This window comes from Bacillus sp. EB V-12, assembly GCF_056158125.1.
Genome location: NZ_JBUXJL010000010.1, coordinates 148,986 through 170,230 on the forward strand (window position 1 = coordinate 148,986; position 21,245 = coordinate 170,230).

The following is a 21,245-nucleotide window of genomic DNA, read 5'->3' on the forward strand; positions in this document are numbered from 1 at the left end:
TTTTTACGTGTAATAATAGTAACGTTACATATATTGTGAAAGAAGTACAAAAGGAGCGTTACAATGAATTTAGCTAAATTCCCGAGAAAAAAATATACAGAATCATATACACCAATTGAAAAGTTAAACAATTTTTCTGAAGCACTTGGTGGTCCGACTATTTATTTTAAACGAGATGATTTACTTGGTTTAACAGCCGGTGGCAATAAGACGAGAAAATTAGAATTTTTAGTTGCAGATGCACAGGAAAAGGGTGCAGATACGTTAATTACAGCTGGTGGTATTCAGTCAAATCATTGCCGTCTGACACTGGCAGCTGCGGTAAAAGAAAAAATGAAATGTATTCTTGTATTAGAGGAAGGGCTTGAGCCAGAAGAGAAGAGAGACTTTAACGGAAACTATTTCTTATATCACTTATTAGGTGCTGAGAATGTCATTGTTGTACCGAACGGAGCAGACCTGATGGAAGAAATGCATAAAGTAGCAAAAGAAGTAAGTGAAAAAGGTAGTACACCATATGTAATTCCAGTTGGTGGATCAAACCCTACGGGCGCAATGGGATACGTTGCTTGTGCCCAAGAAATTATGGCGCAATCATTTGAGCAAGGAATTGATTTCAGTTCAGTTGTTTGTGTAAGTGGTAGCGGCGGTATGCATGCTGGTTTAATTACTGGTTTTTCTGGAACACAAAGCCATATTCCTGTAATTGGAATTAACGTAAGTAGAGGAAAAGCTGAGCAAGAAGAGAAAGTAGCAAAACTTGTAGATGAAACTTCAGCACACGTTGGTATTCCAAACTTTATCCCGCGCGACGCTGTTACGTGCTTTGATGAATATGTAGGATCAGGCTATGCGTTACCAACGCAGGAAATGGTAGAGGCAGTTCAGTTACTTGCGAAAACAGAAGGTATTTTACTTGATCCAGTGTATACAGGTAAGGCAGTAGCGGGATTAATCGACTTAATTAGAAAAGGTAAATTTAATAAGGAAGACAATATTTTATTCGTACATTCAGGTGGTTCACCAGCTTTATATGCGAATACGTCTCTATTTGCGTAAGTGTAAAAAGCATTGGGTATCCAATGCTTTTTGTTATATACTGGACTATTTGAGCTGCGGACCAATTCTATCACTTTAATTAACTAAAAGAAGAATTTCCCCATCCCGATTAGACTACTAATCATTCCTATTCCACTCATGGTGCTTTTTCCTGCTGTAAATAAGTTTCCAAGCATTCCTAGCTGACCGTTACCTCCGTTATTTCCCCATCCCATTGGGGCCCACGGACTACCCCATCCTGGAGGGTTTCCAAAAACACCCGAGTTATTGGTATTGATATGAAAAGGCTTGGCTGGCGGAGATAATAAAGCGGCAAGATGACCTTGTGCAAACATCCCTGCATGATTGAATGGTTGGGCCCAGGGGAAGGGAGGTTTTTGAAAATTAAAACCTGCATGGCCTGGTAATGGAGTCCAATTGGCAGGATGACCTTGTGGTATTATCCCTGCATAATTGATTGGCTGCTGCCCCCAAGAGAAGGGAGGAGGTTGGGGATTGAATCCCGTATAATTGGCTGATGAATCCCAACTAACTGGATAGACTCGATAACTCCAATTCTCAGGAATCTTCAAATCATTCATTACCTTAGATTTAGTTATTTCGGGCTGTGAATATAATGAAATTTGGTTAGTATATTGTTCCCCGTTTCCCTTTGAATTCAAATACCAATATTGGTGCATACGCTTATTCTCCTCACTTTAAAAATGTAATGTTAGACTTAGCCTATGTAATATTCCTTTTTATGGATGGTTACATAACTAGATCTACAAGCCTGTATTTAAAGGAATGGGTGTGTGGACTTGTTGATTTAAAGTTTCACTTTATTTTAGAAGGGTATTTTCAGTTGCTTCTTTTATATATTTCAGCCTAATTTAAATTCCGTTAATAAACGTTTTTATAAAGGTTTAATCAACAAAAAGATTTTAAAATGGTATGTTGAGCAAGTGGAATTGCTAAAAAGAGAATATCCATTCGAAGAGTTTGGCAAAATACTGCAAGGGTAATGTTTTCTTGTGCAAATATGTAAACGATTTAAACGAATCAATGAAATTTATAATGAAGGGGCAATTAAATATATGAGTGAAACATTACATAAAAGAAAACCACCATATTTAATGCTTGTAATTCTTTTTATTGGGGCATTTGTTTCATTTCTAAATAACTCGCTTTTAAATGTAGCCTTGCCATCAATAATGAAAGATTTAGACATTCAAGATTATTCAACGATCCAGTGGCTTTCTACAGGGTATATGCTTGTAAGTGGTATATTAATTCCGGCATCAGCATTTTTAATAACGCGTTTCTCGAATAGAAGCCTATTTATTACATCTATGTTGATTTTTATTCTTGGTACTGCCTTAGCGGCTGTAGCGCCGAATTTTGGTTTATTACTTACTGGTCGGATGGTTCAAGCGGCAGGCTCTTCAGTTATGGGACCTTTGTTAATGAATATTATGCTAGTAAGCTTTCCGAGAGAAAAAAGGGGAACAGCAATGGGGATTTTTGGACTAGTTATGATTACAGCTCCAGCAATTGGACCGACACTATCAGGTTATATTGTAGAGTATTATGACTGGCGTTTGCTTTTTGAAATGATTTTACCGTTAGCAATCATTAGCTTACTGTTAGGGATTTGGAAATCTGAGAATGTCATGAAACAAAACAAAAATGCAAAACTTGATTATCTCTCATTACTATTATCTTCTGTCGGTTTTGGCGGTTTGTTATATGGATTCAGTTCTGCAAGCTCCGATGGTTGGACAAATAAAGTTGTCTTAACAACCTTAATCATAGGCGCTATTGCCCTAATTGCTTTTATTATCCGCCAATTAAAAATGGATGAGCCGTTATTGGATTTACGTGTTTACAAGTACCCAATGTTTGCACTTGCGTCTGTAATTGCAATTGTTAACGCGGTGGCCATGTTTTCGGGTATGATTTTAACACCAGCTTATGTACAAAACGTCCGTGGTATTTCGCCGCTGAGCTCTGGGCTGATGATGCTTCCAGGTGCGGTTATAATGGGGATTATGTCACCAATTACAGGTAAACTATTTGATAAATATGGTCCTCGTATTCTTGGTATAGTAGGACTTTCCATTACAGCCGTTTCAACTTATATGCTAGCAAACCTGCAACTCGACTCTAGTCACACACATATTATTCTTATTTACACACTGCGGATGTTTGGGATGGCGATGGTGATGATGCCACTTATGACAAATGGTCTTAATCAATTGCCAACTCGCTTAAATCCGCACGGTACAGCTGTTAATAATACAGCTCAACAAGTGTCCGGTTCGATTGGTACTGCTATTCTTGTTACGATTATGAATTCTGTAACAAAAACAAAAGTTGAAAGTTTAATGTCTGATATAGATCCAACAACCTTCACAGAAACTACGAAGGCAATAGTAACTCAAAAGGCTTTATTATCTGGAATTCAGTATTCCTTCTATGTAGCGCTTGGCATGAATGTTGTTGCACTACTATTAGTTTTTTTCGTTAAACGTGTAGATACAAGTGCGGAAGCCGTCGAGAAGTTAAATCGGTAGAGAAGAATAAAACGCTAGATAATGATTCCTACAAGTTGTTTGCTGATTAGATAGACTATAAAGAAATGCAAATTTTTACTGCTAAGGCGCCGGTATTTAAAGCTGGAAAAGAACTGAAAGAAGCAGTGACATAATTATGTAGTGAAAGAGGACCTGATGTTCATATCAGGTCCTCTTTCATTAGTAACACGGTATATTGCTTATTGTATTGGTTTAACTAAACCACTGATTTTTCAAATACTACAATCTTAAGCTCGTCAACTTCTCTATTTTGGGGTGTTTTAGAAGAAAATGAATTAAAATGATTGTTTTATAAACAAATACAAGAGATGAGATCCGTTTGCAATTTCTCATAAACATTATAATTTTAGATTATCTTTTAACACCAACATTAAAAGGGTCCAACTATATTTATTCGCTTCATTTTAATTTAGTATTTTTCTACAAGTTATAAATCTAATTGCCAAGCTTATACGTAATATCATAATCATGAATAGTTAGGGAAAAGATAAAATAAGGTAATCAATTACATATCTTTATTTCATGCTTTTTTGAAAGGGTGTTTTTAATGGAAAAAAAAGTATCTGCCATTCCTCAGCCGAAAACATATGGACCGCTGGGTAATCTCCCATTAATCGATAAAGATAAACCGACCCTATCCTTTATCAAGATAGCGGAAGAGTATGGTCCCATTTTTCAAATTCAAACTTTAAGTGATACCATCATTGTCGTTTCTGGACATGAATTGGTAGCAGAAGTCTGTGACGAAACACGGTTCGATAAAAGTATAGAGGGTGCTTTAGCAAAAGTTCGTGCCTTTGCTGGGGACGGATTATTTACTAGCGAGACTCACGAGCCTAACTGGAAAAAAGCTCATAATATTTTGATGCCTACATTTAGCCAACGGGCAATGAAAGATTACCATGCCATGATGGTCGATATTGCTGTACAACTCGTTCAAAAATGGGCACGGCTTAATCCGAATGAAAACGTGGATGTTCCGGAGGATATGACTCGTCTTACGTTAGATACAATTGGTCTATGTGGTTTTAATTACCGCTTCAATAGCTTTTATCGTGAGACACCTCATCCTTTTATTACTAGCATGACCCGTGCTCTAGATGAGGCGATGCACCAATTACAGAGGCTGGATATAGAAGACAAACTCATGTGGAGAACGAAACGTCAATTTCAGCATGATATTCAATCTATGTTTTCTTTAGTAGATAATATTATTGCTGAACGTAAAAGTAGTGGAGATCAGGAAGAAAATGATTTACTTTCCCGTATGTTAAATGTGAAGGATCCGGAAACTGGTGAAAAATTAGATGATGAAAATATTCGTTTCCAAATTATTACCTTTTTAATAGCTGGACATGAGACAACAAGTGGATTGTTATCTTTTGCAATTTACTTCTTATTAAAGAATCCGGATAAGTTGAAAAAAGCCTATGAAGAAGTAGACCGTGTTTTGACAGATCCTACTCCAACATACGAACAAGTTATGAAACTGAAGTATATACGGATGATTTTAAATGAATCGCTACGTCTATGGCCTACCGCTCCAGCATTCAGTCTCTATGCAAAAGAAGATACAGTGATTGGCGGGAAATACCCAATTAAGAAAGGAGAAGATCGTATTTCTGTTCTTATTCCACAGCTACATAGGGATAAAGATGCATGGGGAGACAATGTGGAAGAATTCCAACCTGAACGATTTGAAGAGCTGGATAAGGTTCCTCATCATGCTTATAAGCCATTTGGAAATGGCCAGAGAGCATGTATCGGTATGCAATTTGCACTTCATGAAGCCACTCTTGTAATGGGAATGCTTCTTCAACATTTTGAATTAATCGATTATCAAAACTATCAGCTGGACGTAAAACAAACATTAACGCTAAAGCCCGGTGATTTTAAGATTAGGATTCTACCCCGAAAACAAACTATTAGTCATCCTACTGTTCTTGCACCTACAGAGGGCAAGCTGAAAAACGATGAAATTAAGCAAAACGTCCAGAAGACACCTTCTATTATTGGGGCCGATAATCTTTCACTTCTTGTTCTGTATGGCTCGGATACAGGTGTAGCAGAAGGTATTGCAAGAGAATTAGCAGATACAGCTAGTTTAGAAGGGGTTCAAACGGAAGTGGTAGCTCTTAACGATCGAATTGGAAGTTTGCCAAAAGAAGGAGCGGTACTTATTGTGACTTCTTCTTATAATGGAAAACCGCCAAGTAATGCAGGGCAGTTTGTGCAATGGTTGGAGGAACTAAAACCAGATGAGCTAAAAGGTGTTCAATACGCAGTTTTTGGTTGTGGAGATCATAATTGGGCTAGTACCTATCAACGGATTCCAAGATACATTGATGAGCAGATGGCTCAAAAAGGAGCAACAAGATTTTCTAAACGCGGAGAAGCAGATGCAAGTGGTGATTTCGAGGAACAGCTTGAGCAATGGAAACAAAGTATGTGGTCTGATGCGATGAAGGCATTTGGATTGGAACTCAACAAAAATATGGAAAAAGAGCGCAGTACTTTGAGTCTACAATTTGTCAGTCGTCTTGGAGGATCTCCTCTTGCACGAACATATGAAGCAGTTTATGCATCTATACTAGAAAATCGTGAACTCCAATCACCCAGCAGTGATAGAAGTACACGACATATCGAGGTATCTTTGCCAGAAGGCGCTACATATAAAGAAGGAGACCACCTTGGAGTGTTGCCAGTTAATAGCGAGAAAAATATCAACCGAATTTTAAAACGTTTTGGGTTAAATGGGAAGGATCAAGTTATACTGAGTGCAAGTGGACGAAGTATAAATCACATACCTTTAGACAGTCCTGTTAGTTTATTGGACCTTCTTAGTTATAGCGTTGAAGTTCAAGAAGCTGCCACTCGAGCACAAATACGAGAAATGGTAACATTCACAGCATGTCCTCCTCATAAAAAAGAATTGGAAGCATTATTAGAAGAAGGAGTTTACCATGAACAAATATTAAAGAAACGGATTTCAATGTTGGACCTTCTTGAAAAGTATGAGGCTTGTGAAATCCGATTTGAACGCTTTTTAGAACTTCTTCCTGCGCTCAAACCGCGTTACTATTCTATTTCAAGCTCTCCACTCGTTGCACACAATCGTCTGAGCATTACGGTCGGTGTTGTTAATGCGCCTGCATGGAGTGGGGAAGGGACATATGAAGGAGTCGCTTCTAATTACTTAGCTCAGCGTCATAATAAAGATGAGATTATCTGTTTCATTCGAACGCCGCAATCAAACTTTGAATTACCTAAAGATCCAGAAACACCAATTATTATGGTTGGGCCAGGTACTGGAATTGCACCATTCCGTGGATTCTTGCAAGCGCGTCGTGTTCAAAAGCAAAAAGGTATGAACTTAGGACAAGCACATCTATATTTTGGTTGTCGTCATCCTGAAAAAGATTATCTCTATCGTACAGAACTAGAAAATGATGAAAGAGATGGATTAATCTCTTTACACACAGCTTTTTCTCGTCTAGAGGGACATCCAAAAACATATGTACAGCATTTAATAAAACAAGATAGAAGCAATTTAATTTCGTTATTAGATAATGGAGCTCATCTTTATATATGTGGTGATGGAAGTAAAATGGCTCCGGATGTAGAAGATACCCTTTGTCAAGCATATCAAGAAATTCATGAAGTAAGTGAACAAGAAGCAAGAAATTGGTTGAATCGTGTGCAAGATGAAGGGCGATATGGAAAAGATGTTTGGGCTGGTATATGAATGTTTCTTAATTAGATACATATTAACTAATGAACTTCTTTCGAATAAATTTCACTTTATTAGTATAGTGTATTTAGATGAATAGTGATTAACCAGACTATTTAAGTATCTACTAAATAAAAAACAGGACCTGATATGCATCTATCAGGTCCTGTTTCACATAGACATTATACATCGATATTTTCCATACATTATCAATGTCTGTAATGTAGTTAGCCTTTTGAGTCAGCTATAAAATCAGATATTATTTTTTCCATATCGAAAGGAGTAATCCCTTTATCCAAAGAGAAAATAGTTTCTGCTTCTTCGATGTCTTGAACGAGTTCACCTCTAGCTTCAATATGTAATCGGAACAAGTCATATAAATTCGGTTTAACTAAATTAGTTAAAGCCTTCCCAACTAGTATCATACCTTTTTGATTAGCCTCGATGGTATTATCATAAGTTAGATCTCTTGTAAGAGATAAATCTGTCCAAATCAATTTTCGTTCCTTTAAGTCTAAAATAACTGGAATAGAGATTTGGGTGTCGGCAGTAATATCCACTTTATCTTGAACAGTAGAAGGTTCAAATATTTCACCTGAACCAGGATATTGACGAACCATCCAACCAGTAAAGCATTCTGGTAAATCTTTATATGGTTGGTCTGTGTAAGAAAGCAAAGTCATGACTACATAGCGTCCACCATATTTCAGCACAGACGGAATATCGAAATCAATGAATTCAGATGCCCCCTTTGGTGCAGAAGTAATATCTCCGCTATGGTAGGCTTTGAAATTTTTTGAACGTAAGTTCGTGAAGGATACATGTTCTTTGTATTGCCAATCTTCGTCGTACATTGCAGCAGACAAATCAATGTCAACACGTCCTGTATGTTGTCCATTCACATAGCCTTCTTTCCACCATAGGAAAAAACGAATCGTATCTCCTTCTGGCAAATCTACTTTACTTCCTCGAGATAATGTACGAAGCGCTTTGCTGGCTGAACGTTGAGAGAAGGGAACTAAGTGATTTTTTAACTGTTCATCCAAAAATACTTTTCCGAGACTTGGAAGTTCTGCGAAGCGATTTTTTAAAGTATCTTCACACATTTTTACAATCATTAAACAAATATCCTCTGAGATAAATGGAAGTGTATTTTCAATACCTATAGCTTTTGCTACATTTCCCTTTGGAAAAAATGTACGAAATTCATTTTTATCATTTCGATGCTTAAAATGAGCCGTGAGTTGAAGTAATACAGGAGTAGAAACGTTTCCGATTATACTTAGAAAATCTTCGAGAATATTGAAAACATCTGTTGACTTATTACTACATAAACGGATTAAATGATCCAAGCGTCTGGCAAATTCCCCCGGGCGAGTTTTTAAAAGATTTTTCGCTGTCATGATATCACGATTCAACAAAGCTGCTTCTATTTTTCCATTAAATGTTTCAACTTTAATGTTGTTGCGAAGAATCTCAAATGCTCGGTGGGTTTTTGGGAAACGAGTATGATATTCTGCTGGATGAAGAATTTCACCTAAACGAATCCAACGTTTTTTGTATCGAAGCATATCTTCGGTAATGTTTCCGCATTGCTCTAACAATCCTAAAAGGAAGCGTCTTTCTGCTCGGTTAAACTTCTTGAATCGAACGGAGGATGCTAAACTCACATCGCCTTGAGATAAAGCAACTGCAAGGCGAAGAACATCAGTTGCTGTTTTAAAATACTTTGCAGCAGCATCGGCTGATATTTTTCTGTTTATTAATAAAACCCCAATTATAAAAGACATATTTTCCTTATGAGGAATTACATTAGGTAGAAAACAGGAAACATCTTCAGTGTGTGTAATAGCCCATTCTACATCTGTCTTATCAGTTGAGGAAATAGAGCTGTTTGCACGAATCAATTGAGAAATCATTTGATTGAAATCTTCTTCACTTCCTAAGTCAATAACTTTCAAATCAACGCTATCTAAAAGAGGAAGTCGTTCTTCTACTTTTGATACAGGTAGGCGCAACGTCACATAATGAATAACGGCATTGGTGTATAAATCAGCGTCACTTAAATCCATCATTTGTTGCGGAAAGTTTGGATACATAGGAGTAAACTGAATATGTGCACCAACCATTTCTTTTAAATGTTTTACCAACTCCTTGTAAAACGATGTGAATGCATCAACCGAAAGTGTTTGCAACTCTTCTATTAAAGGCTCAGAAAAAGTAAATCCTAAACTTTCCAAGTTTTTTAAAACAGTGGCTAAATACATGTTCGGTAGTTTATTTTCTTCTCTTTTTATAATTACTTTCAAACTTCTTCTTATGTAAATAGAATTTTTCATGAGAACGCCGATTATTCACTCCTTATAAAAGAGGGGAATAGTCCGACTGTCCTCCTTTCAGTGGTAGATTTTTATTTTTACATGCATAAACACACTAATTGTAGAAAAATGCACAGAGGGTATAAAGCTATTTTTTAGTGAAAAATTAGGGGTATAACATTTAGTTGTTAAGTGGTAATTTGTTAATTAAGAAAAGAAAACCTCTACATCAATGGTTGATAAACTAAAGTTTATTCAATCCCAAAGAAGAAAGAGGTTTTATAGTCTAATTATTTTTCATAGGAAATTGACAACTCTAAAACAATTTGAAATTTCTACAAAGAAGGAAGAATTGTCATAGCCTATGTGTTTAGCAGGAAAGTAACATCCCTATTTCGCCAAAGAAGTTAGAAGGAAGGAACGTCATAGCCTGCTCTATTAGTATATTCTCATGCGAAGAGCAATTCAAGTATACTGTCTGATTTTTTATATTTTTCTTAAAGGGGAATTTTCATGTTTATCCCGCATTAACGGGTAGCCCGATTGGTGAGGGGGATTAAAGTTTCACTTTATAAATAGGGAGATCATCACATGCCCTTTTTATAATACTATTACGGGAGGATTTTTATTTTTGATATATTATACCATTTATTTGATGGTATAATATGGTATTGGTTCTATGGAATGGAGTTGAATGAGTATTATAAATACAAAAGGTGAAATTAAAAAAACGAAAAGAAAAGTATTACTAACTATACTTACTATGTTAGTAATTATAATTGGATTTGGATATTGGAAACTTTTTAGTTTGCAAGGTGTTCCAAAAGGGGAATTAATTCGAACAGTGGAATCTCCAGATGGAAAATATCTCATCAAGACTTATTTTCATAATGCAGGATCATTAAGTGCGGATGCTGTTAGGGGTGAATTAGTTAACCTTGATACAGATTCAGAGAAAAATATATATTGGAATTATCCAGATACCGATCCATATATTGAATGGGTAAATAAGAATATTGTTAGAATTGGAGATCAAACTTTAGATATTTCACAGAAAGAAACCTATGATTGGCGTGATGATGATGAGCACGTTAAAGAAATGCCTAAACAGTTTAGTAGATAAAACAAGAAAATTTAAATTTATTTAATCTTATTCGTTTAACTATAGATAGGATTATATGAGTGAAAAAGTCCATTTAGATCTTCTAAATGGACTTTTTTAGGTTTCTAGATACGACTACTGATAAAAATGGAACAAACTTGTTATTTAGGTTGTCTATTAAGTATACGTATAAAACAGGGGTTCATGATAGTTCACTCATTTTATGAAAAGTGAGATGCAAGAGAGTGATATCCGATACACTCTTTAATTGTATCGATATGTATAACACCTAAAAAAACATATATTCTTGAAAGAGGTTGAAAATGTATGATAGTCTTAAACAAGTTTTTTAACATTTTACATTACAAAAAGATGGTACCTGTAGTATTTCTTTCATGTGCAACGCTTATAGGCTGTTCTGATGGTAATACTCAATCTGAATTACCTAAACAAACGAAACAAACAAATCCAATCAAACAAGAAATTACTGGTAATGATTCTTTTGTTAAACTTGAAAAAGAATTTGATGCTAAACTCGGTATTTATGCATTGGACACTGATACGAATCAAACCGTTACTTATCAATCAGATGAACGGTTTGCATACGCATCTACTCACAAAGCTTTAGCTGTGGGAGTACTTTTACAAAAGAAATCAATAGAAGATCTAAATCAAAGAGTTTTGTATACCCGTGAAGATCTTGTTAATTACAATCCAATTACAGAAAAGTATGTTGATAGTGGTATGACCCTGAAAGAGCTTGCAGATGCTTCTCTTCGATATAGTGATAATACTGCACAAAATCTTATTCTTAAACAATTAGGTGGACCTAGTGAATTCAAAAAATCACTAAGAGAAGTAGGAGACACCGTTACAAATCCTGAACGTTTTGAACCAGAATTAAACGAAGTGCTTCCAGGAGACGTACGTGATACTAGTACCCCAAAGGCATTAGCTACTAGTCTTCAGGCTTTTACGCTAGGAGATGTACTTTCAACTGAGAAACGGGATTTATTAATAGATTGGATGAAAAGGAATACTACCGGAGACAACTTAATTCGTGCCGGAGTTCCAGGAGGATGGGAAGTAGCTGATAAGACTGGCTCGGGATCTTATGGAACCAGAAATGATATCGCAATTATTTGGCCACCAAATAAAAAACCAATTGTTCTTGCGATACTTTCTAATCATGATAAAGAGGATGCTAAATACGATGATAAGCTTATTGCAGAAGCAACCAAGATAGTGTTAGATGCTTTAAAAGTGACAAATAAATAATAATAGTAACTAGTTATTATTATTTTCCCGGTTTTTAGTCACAATATTGTGAGTCATGATTTTGCTAGCGGACTAATGTTTATGGGGTTCTTCGTTGGAGTTGCATTTTTAGCAACGATGGCAAGTTGCTTAATGTTTAAAGTTCTGTCGGGAGCATCAAAAGATGTGGCACGTTATCAAACGTTTCGTAAAATTGTTGTCCGCCGAGAATTATTAACAAACTCAATCTATAAAGAGTTATACTTCATGTTTTTATTCCCAGCAATTGACGGGATTACTCATATATTATTTGGTATGAACATGTTTAGTCCTATTTTAATCGATCCGTACTCTCGTATTTGCTTACCACTTGTTATTTTTGTAGTAATTTACTCGATTTATTACTTGATTACAGTTCAATTATATAAAGGAATTGTACTCTCGAAAAAAGATCAATGTAATGATGTTATTCATAAAGAATGATAAATAATCCTTTTTGGAAAGAACAATTAAGAGAGAGATAACATTAATTATCGACTGTATCGAAAGTGAAATCACTTCTTTACAGAAGGAGATGGAGAATTAAGTCAATCGAATGAATATTATAGCCTGCTAATATCCCAGAGTATGTTATAAATAATATTGCCACTTGGGTGCAAGGAAGATTGAAATGAAATTAGCAACCATATTTTTAAATAGTTATTTTCAGAGGCAACAAGTGTATTAGGGAGGGGGCATTTGGCTTAGAGGAATCTTCATGTGAAAAGACCTGAAACAGCCTTCCCTATAGCAATAATAAAGATGTCTAATTTCTAATATAGAAAATAATAGCGTTGCTACATTCAATATGTAGCAACGCTATTTAAATTTTTTAAACAGGGTTAAATTTTTCAAGAAATTTAACCCTGTTTAAAAAATGATATCCAATTAAATTTATCCTCTATGTATTTTGTAACTACATTTCATCTTGCTGTAGAGAAACAAAAAACATTTTTCTTATTCAATAATTCCAATTTCTAGAGCTTTTTGAACAGCTTCTTCTTTGTTACGGACTCCTAGCTTTGTATAAGCTGTGGAAGCATAATTTCTGACCGTACCATTTGATAAATATAACCTTGATGCTATGGTAGTGTATCGAAGTCCCTTTGCTACTAGCTGCAAGATTTCTATCTCCCTAGCTGTTAGCTCATAAGCGGTTGCTTTTGATTGTGGTGTCTCTTTTTGCGCATCAAACTTCTCAAATATTTTGTGAGACATTCCCTGATCAATCAGTGTCCCACCTTTGTGAATAAGTCGGATCGTATTAGCTAGCTCCAATGTTTCAATAGATTTGAGTAAAAAACCGTCCGCACCGTTACGAAGCGATTCTAACGCCTGTTCGGTATCCTGAAAAGTTGTAAAAATCAATATGCGGATATGTGGCCATTGTTGCTTAATCTTTTTGGTTGCTTCGACTCCATCCATGTGTTGCATATCTAAATCCATAAGTATAACATGAGGTTGAAGGCGCCCACACAAATCGATGGCTTCATTGCCATCCTCGGCCAAACCGACTACATTTAAATCTTCATATCTATCGAGTAGTGTCCTCAAACTTTCCCGAACAAACGGCTGGTCGTCTACAATTAACAAACGAATAAGTCCATCTTTTATTTCAGTTTGTCGCGGTATGGTACATGTAACAAGCATTCCTTCATCTGGCTTTGTATATACAGACAATTGACCTTGCAAATTCATTGCTCGTTCTTTCATCGTATTCATACCGAAGCCTTCCTGCCATTCTACATTTCCTTTTCCATTATCTTGAACTTCTAATCTCGTATATTGTTGTTCAAACTGCAATGAAACTATAATTTCAGTTCCCTGACCATGACGTACTGCATTCGTAAGGGACTCTTGTAAGCAACGAATGAACGCTATCTTCGTTTGCCGAGACAATTCATATTCCTCTCCGTATGTCCGAAAACTTACATTAACCTGAGCGTGCTCCTGAAATTCGGCTCCAAGATTTTGGAGAGATTGAATTAAGGAAGGCGATTGACACGGAGACTCCATTTGATGTAGGTAACCTCTCACGTCCTCGATGCTTTTACGTCCCATTTCAAGCAGAGAATCTAGCCTCTGTATACCCATTTCAGTAGCAAGTTCGGTGCGCAACGTTTCCATTCCCATAATAATAGAAGTATAAGCGTGACCAACTGTATCATGAAGCTCACTCGACAGTCTGTTTCGTTCTTCCGCCAGTGTGATGCGTTCAATTTGAGACATATATTGCTCAAGTACCGCGTTTTGTTTACGAATTGATTCATTTTGCTTATGATTGACGATTAATAAATGAAAAGCGAAGCCCATTACATATGCGAATCCATAATAGGTAACCATAATCCAATAGCTATTACTTGGCGCAATCGCATAGAAAATTCCAGTTGTTATAAAAACTGTTATTGGAGCTGTCCAATAATAGGACAAATGCTTACTATTTGCAGCAATTAGAAACACCGATATAAGAAATGTGTTGTAAGCTTCCGGAAATAATGAGGTTAAATATATACATATTCCACCATATAGCAGTATTTCTGTGAACAAATAATATTTATAATTGAATAGTAAGGCTACCCATGGAATTGAGAAGGCAATAATTTCCCAAAGAATAATAATCCAAAGTGGTAATGTTAAACCATCCTGAAAATTTAATGTAGCTAGAATGATAGACACACTAGCAAGTAGGCGTACTCCTAACATAATCCAATCATACCAAAACCAATACTTAACCATATCTAACAAGTCCTTTACCCCCTAAATAGCCTACCATTTTACTTCCTATATTATAATTTAATCCTTCCTGCCTTATTATACTTTTTAATTTAAAACTGTGATACTACTCACAGACTGTAAACTTCTATTGATTTAGTTGCCGAATCATACTACGTGTATAGCCCCCAATTTTCTTTGTCAAACCATCTACTATTCTAATACTTATGGCGGTAAATACTATACCCATAAACATTACAAAGAGTGACTTGGCAAAAGTATCTATCTGTATAAATATAATATTCATATCGATGTATCGATACAGTAGTGGTGCCAACAGGAACATAAGTGGCATTACATAAAAAATGATTGCACTAATGAGACTGAAAATGCCAATCACAAATTTCTGCATTAACCAATAGACAGCACACCAAGTGCGACGATCTGTAAGCGCTAATTTCACCTGAGCCCAGTTCGATGTATCCATTGTTATACTTCTATCGTAAGAGTCTGTTGAAATATCTGTATAAATTTTCGTTTGTATGCGCTCGAATTGGATAAAGGGTGTGGTAGTCTGTAGTACGCGTATAATTAATGGAATCCCAACAACAGTAAATGAAAGCGTTAAACTAAATAGCAGAGCTATTAGGTAAAAACAAAAATAAAAAAATCCTGTACCGAAAGTTAGCAATAAAAAATAACCATTATGGATGAATCTTGATTTCATAAAGTTCATCACTCCTATCTATGTAATAACCGAATCATACTGCTTTTTTTGTCAGTCTCACTAGTGTAAAAGTGTCATATGACAGTTCTAAATGATGTTAAAAAGGGGAGAGCAGCCTACTTCTGTTTAAAAAAGATGCTTTTATCCCGCTATTTACTGGGCAGTAAGACTCCCACCTCAAAATTCAGCGTTAGGTGGGGGGGCGGGCTGCCGGTAAACGCACGATTGGTGAAGGCTAATAATCAGTGGGGGATGAACAAAAACCTGCTGATTAAAGTTTCACTTTATTAATCCCCACAAAACAACCCCGTTTTTGCATATGCAAGAACGGGATTATTTTGTACTTTTATTTAATATGAGATGGACTTGTTTTTCGAATATGAAAAATAATATCAAATTGCTCAAGCAATGAAGTCTCAAAGTATACCGAACTGTTCGGGATGATTTGTCCCCCTATACTTAGTAATGGTCTTTTTGCTTTAGCCCATTTCTCTGCTTGTCCTTTAAGGTGACGGTTATCCAATAAAAACATTTTATATGGCACTTTTCCGAGAGTATAATTGAAACTTTTTACATCTTGTGGAATAGTGTCTGTTGTAATCTTACCTCCAGTGGAAGGATCATATTCGCTGTATAAGGTGAAATTTCCCTCCGTAGTTGTACTACCAATTGTGACATAATTATTGTCTAAACGTTCCTTCAAAAACTGCCCCGCAACATAAGGGTATAATTTCTCATCGATAATTCCTTTAGCTATATGAATATTGTGTGCCCATACCATCGTTTTACCACCAAATGTCTCTTGTGCCCACATTGCATGATCGGCCAAGTATTGTTCATGTAGTTTTATTATACTTGGATAGTCGTTAGGAAGTAGCATTGTGGTAAATTTCTCTATTGCACTTGCCGTTGCTTTCGCCCAGATGTACTCGGATGGAATTATTTCTGCGTTGGCTTGCTCGTTCTCATCATTTAGTAATCGGGCTACTCTCTCAGCGTTTGCTTTGAACTTCTCTTTCAATTCAGGAGTAAGTTTCATATATTCTTGTATACTGCCGGTAAAAGATGATAATTCTTTATAGTTTTCTTCTACTTCTGTCAGCAAATCTGGTCGATGCACCCTTACATAATCAATTACTTTATTAAAGCTACTTTGGTCCAACGTTTTTAAGTCGAGTCCAATAAATTGGATCTTTTTTTTATTGGATGGATCAGCATTATAATCTTTCATCCACTCAATCATGGCTATGATTTCATCAGTAGGATATAACAATTTTAAAAATTCCCTAGGGTTTCCTTTTCCTGTTTGGATATATTCATTTAGCTTTAAGCCGTTTCCCCAATCTTCTTCCAGTGCGAAATTTGTAAAACCCATCTCAGTAACCAAATATTTCACAAGGCGAAATTTTATAGTGAAAATTTCAGAGCTTCCATGGGTATTCTCTCCTAATCCTACATATTGTGCGTTCCCAATCATTTTCTTAAGTGGTTTTAAATCTTCAAATGGTTTTGACGGCTCTATCGTTTTTAATGGGTTAGCCTGTGATTGTATTGATTTAACTATATTTTTTTGGATTGATTGACCTGAATTTTCGATTGCTACCGTTTGAGCGTTTCCTACTTCTACACATCCTGTGACTAATAAAGCTGTACTAACCATTGCAATTATTCTTTTCTTATTCATTTTTTTCCACCTCAATTGAATTATTTGTAAAAGCAAAATTGATTCATGTACTTGCACGAATCAATTGCCTTAATTCAATTGTTATTTATTCCATATCATATTTTCTAGTTACATATTGTCATAAGGTTAATTGACACAGGTCATAGATTAATCATTACACTTTTGTACTATCGGTTATGACAACTTATAAATAATAATTACATTGTTGAGCCGCAAGTAAGATTAGATTATGAATTTGGGAGGGATTGTAAAGATGAATGAATCTGTATGCCAAAATATCTTTATTCTAAGTTGTAGCTGTTGAAATGACAGGAAGTAATTTTGATAAACAAATGAATAAAAGGGGAAGGGCGGATTACAATGTTATTACGCGGAGAAGCATTCCACAATAAAGATAAAATCCAACGTGCTAAAATAGGACTTCAACTTTTTCTAAGTATCTTAACTATTACTTCTATTATCCTAAATGTACTAGTAATGATTACTAAAAGTATGCCACTTATTGTGGTATATATGTTTACCCCAGCATTTTCTTCTATTTTGACTCGCATAATATTGAAAGAAGGGTTTAAAGATGTATCTTTTAGTCTCGGTAACTTAAAGATATGGAAGGGGATTGGTTTTGCGCTGTTAATACCTATGATAATATGTGGAATTACTTATTCTATTGCCTGGTTTAGCGGACTTGTGAGGTTTCAGCCTCCGCAAGGTGGTATGCTAGAACCTATTTACAATATACTTGGATTTCAGTATCTACCGATATCATTAAGTTTCATTTTTATAGTAGTATTGAGCGGAGTTTTAGGAAGCTTGCTTAACTTAATCCCAGTTATGGGGGAAGAAATAGGATGGCGAGGTTATATGCTTACAAGACTAATCGATGCAAAGTTTTCACGTCCCATTCTTATTAGCGGATTAATTTGGGCAACGTGGCATGTTCCAATTGTTATTGCTGGTCTATATGTAGAGGGAACATCTGCCCTACTTTCAGTACTTGGCATCTATTTTTGTATTGTGCCATTCAGTTATATTACAGCTTATTTACGACTTATCACAGGTAGCGTTTGGCCTTCGGTTATCATTCATACTACTTGGAATGCCATTATTCAAGGACCTTTCGCACGTGCAAGTACAGGAGATCAAACTGAGATTTGGATTGGAGAATCTGGTTTGATAACCGCTATTATTATCTTGGCTACTGCAATAATTATGGCTCGAATCGTAAATTTTACTAAATAGCATACGGATGTGTTTTAAATTCAATTAGTGTAATATGACGAGGCTGAAATAAGATGCTCCTAAAAATATTAGAAAAAATCTAGTTGAACGGACTCTTACTTAATCTTAGGCTGCTGGACATGTGGTGATATCCCATCGTCATCAAGCTAAGAAAATAAACTAGGTTGCCATAAAAAACATAATGTTTTCATTTAAAGGCTTGGAGATGAAATTTTATCATCTTCATCACGTTTGACCTTCAGGAAATAAAAAGTTAAACGATTATACAAATACTCTAACTGAAAAAACGATAGTCCTTCTATCAAAAATATAGAAGGACTATCGTTTATTTTTTTGACAAACTTAGGGGGTGATGTTCATAAAAATGGATAATATAATTCGTATTTTACGTAAAGAGAAAAAGTTTTCCAAAGAAGGTTTAGCTAATTTCCTTGGTGTAACGGTTGATTGAAATTTCACTTTATGACTTGTAAGTGACTGTTCAATGCATCTTACTATTAAAAAATCTAAATTTAATCATTAAATTGCGATAAAATGTGGTCGGAAATAATGAAATTTTAGGAAAAATAAGGTACACTAGTTTATGATTTTAGTTGAAAATCGTTTGACGTTAATGCATACGGGGGAAAGATTGATGAACAACAATACAACAAATGAATCAGTTGAAAAAATTGATCAAAAACGAGTAAGATCAAAAAAACGTTATACAAATTGGAAGTTTATCGCAGTGGGTATTGGTGTAATTGCACTTCTTATTGGGGGAATGAGTTATTATCAGGCAACTCACTTCAATTCGAATGTTACAATTAATGACACAAAAGTTGGTGGTCTGAGCGCTGATCAGGCAATACAGAAATTAAAGACATCTGGACTAGCAAACAAAGTCTATGTTGATCAACAACAAATTTTAGATGAAAAAGATACAAAAACGGAACTTACGGAAAAAGATTTGCCTCAAGTTAAGAAACTATTAAAAAGTCAGTGGACATTTTTCCCTTCCTCAAAGGGAGAAAATTATTCATTGCTACCAGAGAAGGCAGATCAGTATCGTAGTGAAACGATGAAAAAACTTGTAGAAGAAACGCTCATCTCTATGAATGAAAAATTAAAAGCGCCTCAAGATGCTATGGCGAAGCTAGAACAAGGGAAAATTGTTATTTCGAAAAGTGTGGAAGGGAAACAGTATGATGTTACTAGTCTACTGAAAGATTATGATAAGCAAAAATATAAAAGCGAAATTCATCTGAAGTCTGCATACATAAAACCTATTAAAGAAGACGATCCGATTGTCAAAAAAGAGGAGAAAGCACTACAGAATCTTCTTGGGCAGTCTGTTGAGTATAAAGTGCAGGATGAAGTTTATCCTTTAAAAGCGAAAGATTTAATTCAAAATGCCTCTATGTCAAAGGATATGAAAGTTACAATTGATGCGAGTGATATTAAGAAGAAAATTACTGAAATTAATAATGCCAAATCAACATTAAATAAAGATTTCTCATTTAAAACGCATTCCGGTTCAGTCATATCAGTAAAAGGACAAGGATACGGCTGGGCACTAGATGTTGAAAAAGAAACTAAACAAGTTCAACAAGCCTTTGAGAAAGGCGAAAAGTCGCTTTCTGCTTCTAATATTCACGGAAATGGTTGGGAGAAGGAAGGTATCGGTTATAAAACAACATCGAATAATGGCATCGGAGACACGTATGCAGAAGTTTCAATTGCAGAGCAACAAATTTGGATTTACAAAGATGGAAAATTAGTTGTTACAACAAATGTAGTAACTGGTAAACATAGTACTGGTGAAGATACATCACCAGGTGTGTGGTACGTCCTCTATAAACGAACACCATATACGCTAAGAGGTAACGCAGTAGGAAAAGCTGATTATGCGGTTAAAGTAGATTACTGGGTTCCATTCACAAATAGTGGTCAAGGATTCCACGATGCCGGCTGGCGAAAAGACTGGGGAAATAATGCTTATTTAACAGGAGGATCAGGTGGATGTGTGAACCTTCTTCCTAATGTTGCAAAAACTGTATATGATAGTTTGAACACGTATGATCCAGTTATCGTGTATTAAAAAATAGCTACGTATCAAGAAATAAACAAAACAGGAAATCTTACCTGATGGTATATGAAAAAACACCTCTTGCATTCGCATACTAAGTGTGCAAATGTAATGGAGGTGTTTTTGTTTGAATACAAAAGTGTATTGTTAATAAGAAACAAAGTAGGAAGAGATTAAGAATAAGTATTCAAATAGTCAATAAAATTGACAATGAATATCATTTTCACTTAATATAGAATCGTTGCATTTAATTAGACATGAATTTTTTGTTAATATAATAGAGTTCTATTAAGTTGTCACATTTAAGAACTATCATTAAATCTTTTAAGAATTTAAACGTAGGAAAGGGTAATATAAAATGAACTGGAAAAAAGGCGGGTTATGGGTTATTATTTTTTTCGTTGTAAAAGGCACGATTTCTACACTTTTAATCGTTACAGGTGCTAAATATTTTGATTTATCATTTATGCAACTTATCTTATTAATTCTGACCTTATTAGTGATTTCTCTAATAAGTCGAAAATTGCTGTATAGACATAAACAAAATAAAAAGCAAAAAGAGCTAAATATATAATGAAGCCCCAGAGACCGTTGGATTTCTGGGGTTTTATTTCGATAGTGTTTTCATGCTTATACGTTACCATTTGAAAATGTGGAAAATCTTCATACTTCTACAATCTATATAAATGGCTCAAGCTTCACATCTTATGAATTCCTTGAAGCGCTAAACCTAA

The 21,245-nt window shown here is 35.4% G+C and carries 14 protein-coding genes and 1 pseudogene; 10 read left to right on the top strand and 5 right to left on the bottom strand.

The annotated features are described in order from the left end of the window. The first annotated feature begins 63 nt into the window (after positions 1-63). On the top strand, positions 64-1,059 hold the full coding sequence (gene cuyA / locus ACZDYH_RS24655) for a D-cysteate sulfo-lyase (RefSeq protein ID WP_088362216.1): 996 nt from the start codon (positions 64-66) through the stop codon (positions 1,057-1,059). An 83-nt stretch (positions 1,060-1,142) separates the two neighbouring features. Here cuyA and ACZDYH_RS24660 read toward each other — a convergent pair whose 3' ends face one another. Then, the gene (locus tag ACZDYH_RS24660) at positions 1,143-1,739 is read right to left on the bottom strand and encodes a hypothetical protein (protein WP_023522462.1); all 597 of its coding nucleotides are present in this window, start codon (positions 1,737-1,739) and stop codon (positions 1,143-1,145) included. Between the two features lie 396 nt (positions 1,740-2,135). Between ACZDYH_RS24660 and ACZDYH_RS24665 the strand changes: the two genes are divergently transcribed. Next, positions 2,136-3,614 (top strand): DHA2 family efflux MFS transporter permease subunit, encoded by a 1,479-nt coding sequence (locus ACZDYH_RS24665; protein ID WP_016122833.1) that lies wholly within the window; start codon positions 2,136-2,138, stop codon positions 3,612-3,614. 568 nt (positions 3,615-4,182) lie between these two features. After that, positions 4,183-7,380: a bifunctional P-450/NADPH--P450 reductase gene (gene cypD / locus ACZDYH_RS24670; RefSeq protein ID WP_434712347.1), complete on the top strand. Its 3,198-nt coding sequence runs from the start codon at positions 4,183-4,185 to the stop codon at positions 7,378-7,380. A 212-nt stretch (positions 7,381-7,592) separates the two neighbouring features. Here cypD and ACZDYH_RS24675 read toward each other — a convergent pair whose 3' ends face one another. Then, complete coding sequence (locus ACZDYH_RS24675) at positions 7,593-9,704, bottom strand: TerD family protein (RefSeq protein ID WP_434712345.1); 2,112 nt, start codon at positions 9,702-9,704, stop codon at positions 7,593-7,595. A 673-nt stretch (positions 9,705-10,377) separates the two neighbouring features. On the opposite strand from ACZDYH_RS24675, the gene ACZDYH_RS24680 reads away from it, so the two are divergent. The 4 genes and pseudogenes from ACZDYH_RS24680 to ACZDYH_RS24695 all read left to right on the top strand — a co-directional run. Further along, positions 10,378-10,806 (top strand): DUF5412 domain-containing protein, encoded by a 429-nt coding sequence (locus ACZDYH_RS24680; protein ID WP_048657193.1) that lies wholly within the window; start codon positions 10,378-10,380, stop codon positions 10,804-10,806. A gap of 306 nt (positions 10,807-11,112) precedes the next feature. Continuing rightward, entirely contained in the window at positions 11,113-12,063 is a 951-nt protein-coding gene (bla, locus tag ACZDYH_RS24685) for a class A beta-lactamase (RefSeq protein WP_000636454.1), read from the top strand. A gap of 81 nt (positions 12,064-12,144) precedes the next feature. Further along, positions 12,145-12,525 (top strand): hypothetical protein, encoded by a 381-nt coding sequence (locus tag ACZDYH_RS24690; protein ID WP_006922771.1) that lies wholly within the window; start codon positions 12,145-12,147, stop codon positions 12,523-12,525. Beyond that, a pseudogene (locus ACZDYH_RS24695) lies at positions 12,525-12,716 on the top strand (alpha/beta hydrolase); the annotation flags it as partial. The gene ACZDYH_RS24690 and the pseudogene ACZDYH_RS24695, both read left to right, overlap by 1 nt. A 322-nt stretch (positions 12,717-13,038) precedes the next feature. Here ACZDYH_RS24695 and ACZDYH_RS24700 read toward each other — a convergent pair. The 3 genes from ACZDYH_RS24700 to ACZDYH_RS24710 form a co-directional block, all read right to left on the bottom strand. Further along, the gene (locus tag ACZDYH_RS24700) at positions 13,039-14,826 is read right to left on the bottom strand and encodes a helix-turn-helix transcriptional regulator (RefSeq protein WP_284996327.1); all 1,788 of its coding nucleotides are present in this window, start codon (positions 14,824-14,826) and stop codon (positions 13,039-13,041) included. A gap of 115 nt (positions 14,827-14,941) precedes the next feature. After that, entirely contained in the window at positions 14,942-15,520 is a 579-nt protein-coding gene (locus ACZDYH_RS24705; protein ID WP_006922767.1) for a sensor domain-containing protein, read from the bottom strand. Positions 15,521-15,866: 346 nt separating this feature from the next. Further along, positions 15,867-17,204 carry an erythromycin esterase family protein gene (locus ACZDYH_RS24710; protein WP_400855960.1) on the bottom strand — a complete coding sequence of 446 codons (1,338 nt, stop codon included), beginning with the start codon at positions 17,202-17,204 and terminating at the stop codon, positions 15,867-15,869. A gap of 360 nt (positions 17,205-17,564) precedes the next feature. Between ACZDYH_RS24710 and ACZDYH_RS24715 the strand changes: the two genes are divergently transcribed. From ACZDYH_RS24715 to ACZDYH_RS24725, 3 genes are all read left to right on the top strand, one after another. Beyond that, a complete protein-coding gene (locus ACZDYH_RS24715; protein WP_006922764.1) occupies positions 17,565-18,443 on the top strand; it encodes a CPBP family intramembrane glutamic endopeptidase in 879 nt (292 codons plus the stop codon). Between the two features lie 634 nt (positions 18,444-19,077). Next, positions 19,078-20,523: a L,D-transpeptidase family protein gene (locus ACZDYH_RS24720; RefSeq protein WP_474887390.1), complete on the top strand. Its 1,446-nt coding sequence runs from the start codon at positions 19,078-19,080 to the stop codon at positions 20,521-20,523. Positions 20,524-20,869: 346 nt separating this feature from the next. After that, positions 20,870-21,085 carry a hypothetical protein gene (locus ACZDYH_RS24725; RefSeq protein ID WP_001104104.1) on the top strand — a complete coding sequence of 72 codons (216 nt, stop codon included), beginning with the start codon at positions 20,870-20,872 and terminating at the stop codon, positions 21,083-21,085. Positions 21,086-21,245: the final 160 nt, after the last annotated feature.

Bases quoted from the DNA above. Each gene is read 5' to 3' on its own strand.
- cuyA (WP_088362216.1), top strand. From the start codon at position 64: ATGAATTTAGCTAAATTCCCGAGAAAAAAATATACAGAATCATATACA.
- ACZDYH_RS24660 (WP_023522462.1), bottom strand. From the start codon at position 1,739: ATGCACCAATATTGGTATTTGAATTCAAAGGGAAACGGGGAACAATAT.
- ACZDYH_RS24665 (WP_016122833.1), top strand. From the start codon at position 2,136: ATGAGTGAAACATTACATAAAAGAAAACCACCATATTTAATGCTTGTA.
- cypD (WP_434712347.1), top strand. From the start codon at position 4,183: ATGGAAAAAAAAGTATCTGCCATTCCTCAGCCGAAAACATATGGACCG.
- ACZDYH_RS24675 (WP_434712345.1), bottom strand. From the start codon at position 9,704: ATGAAAAATTCTATTTACATAAGAAGAAGTTTGAAAGTAATTATAAAA.
- ACZDYH_RS24680 (WP_048657193.1), top strand. From the start codon at position 10,378: ATGAGTATTATAAATACAAAAGGTGAAATTAAAAAAACGAAAAGAAAA.
- bla (WP_000636454.1), top strand. From the start codon at position 11,113: ATGATAGTCTTAAACAAGTTTTTTAACATTTTACATTACAAAAAGATG.
- ACZDYH_RS24690 (WP_006922771.1), top strand. From the start codon at position 12,145: ATGGGGTTCTTCGTTGGAGTTGCATTTTTAGCAACGATGGCAAGTTGC.
- ACZDYH_RS24705 (WP_006922767.1), bottom strand. From the start codon at position 15,520: ATGAAATCAAGATTCATCCATAATGGTTATTTTTTATTGCTAACTTTC.
- ACZDYH_RS24710 (WP_400855960.1), bottom strand. From the start codon at position 17,204: ATGAATAAGAAAAGAATAATTGCAATGGTTAGTACAGCTTTATTAGTC.
- ACZDYH_RS24715 (WP_006922764.1), top strand. From the start codon at position 17,565: ATGTTATTACGCGGAGAAGCATTCCACAATAAAGATAAAATCCAACGT.
- ACZDYH_RS24720 (WP_474887390.1), top strand. From the start codon at position 19,078: ATGAACAACAATACAACAAATGAATCAGTTGAAAAAATTGATCAAAAA.
- ACZDYH_RS24725 (WP_001104104.1), top strand. From the start codon at position 20,870: ATGAACTGGAAAAAAGGCGGGTTATGGGTTATTATTTTTTTCGTTGTA.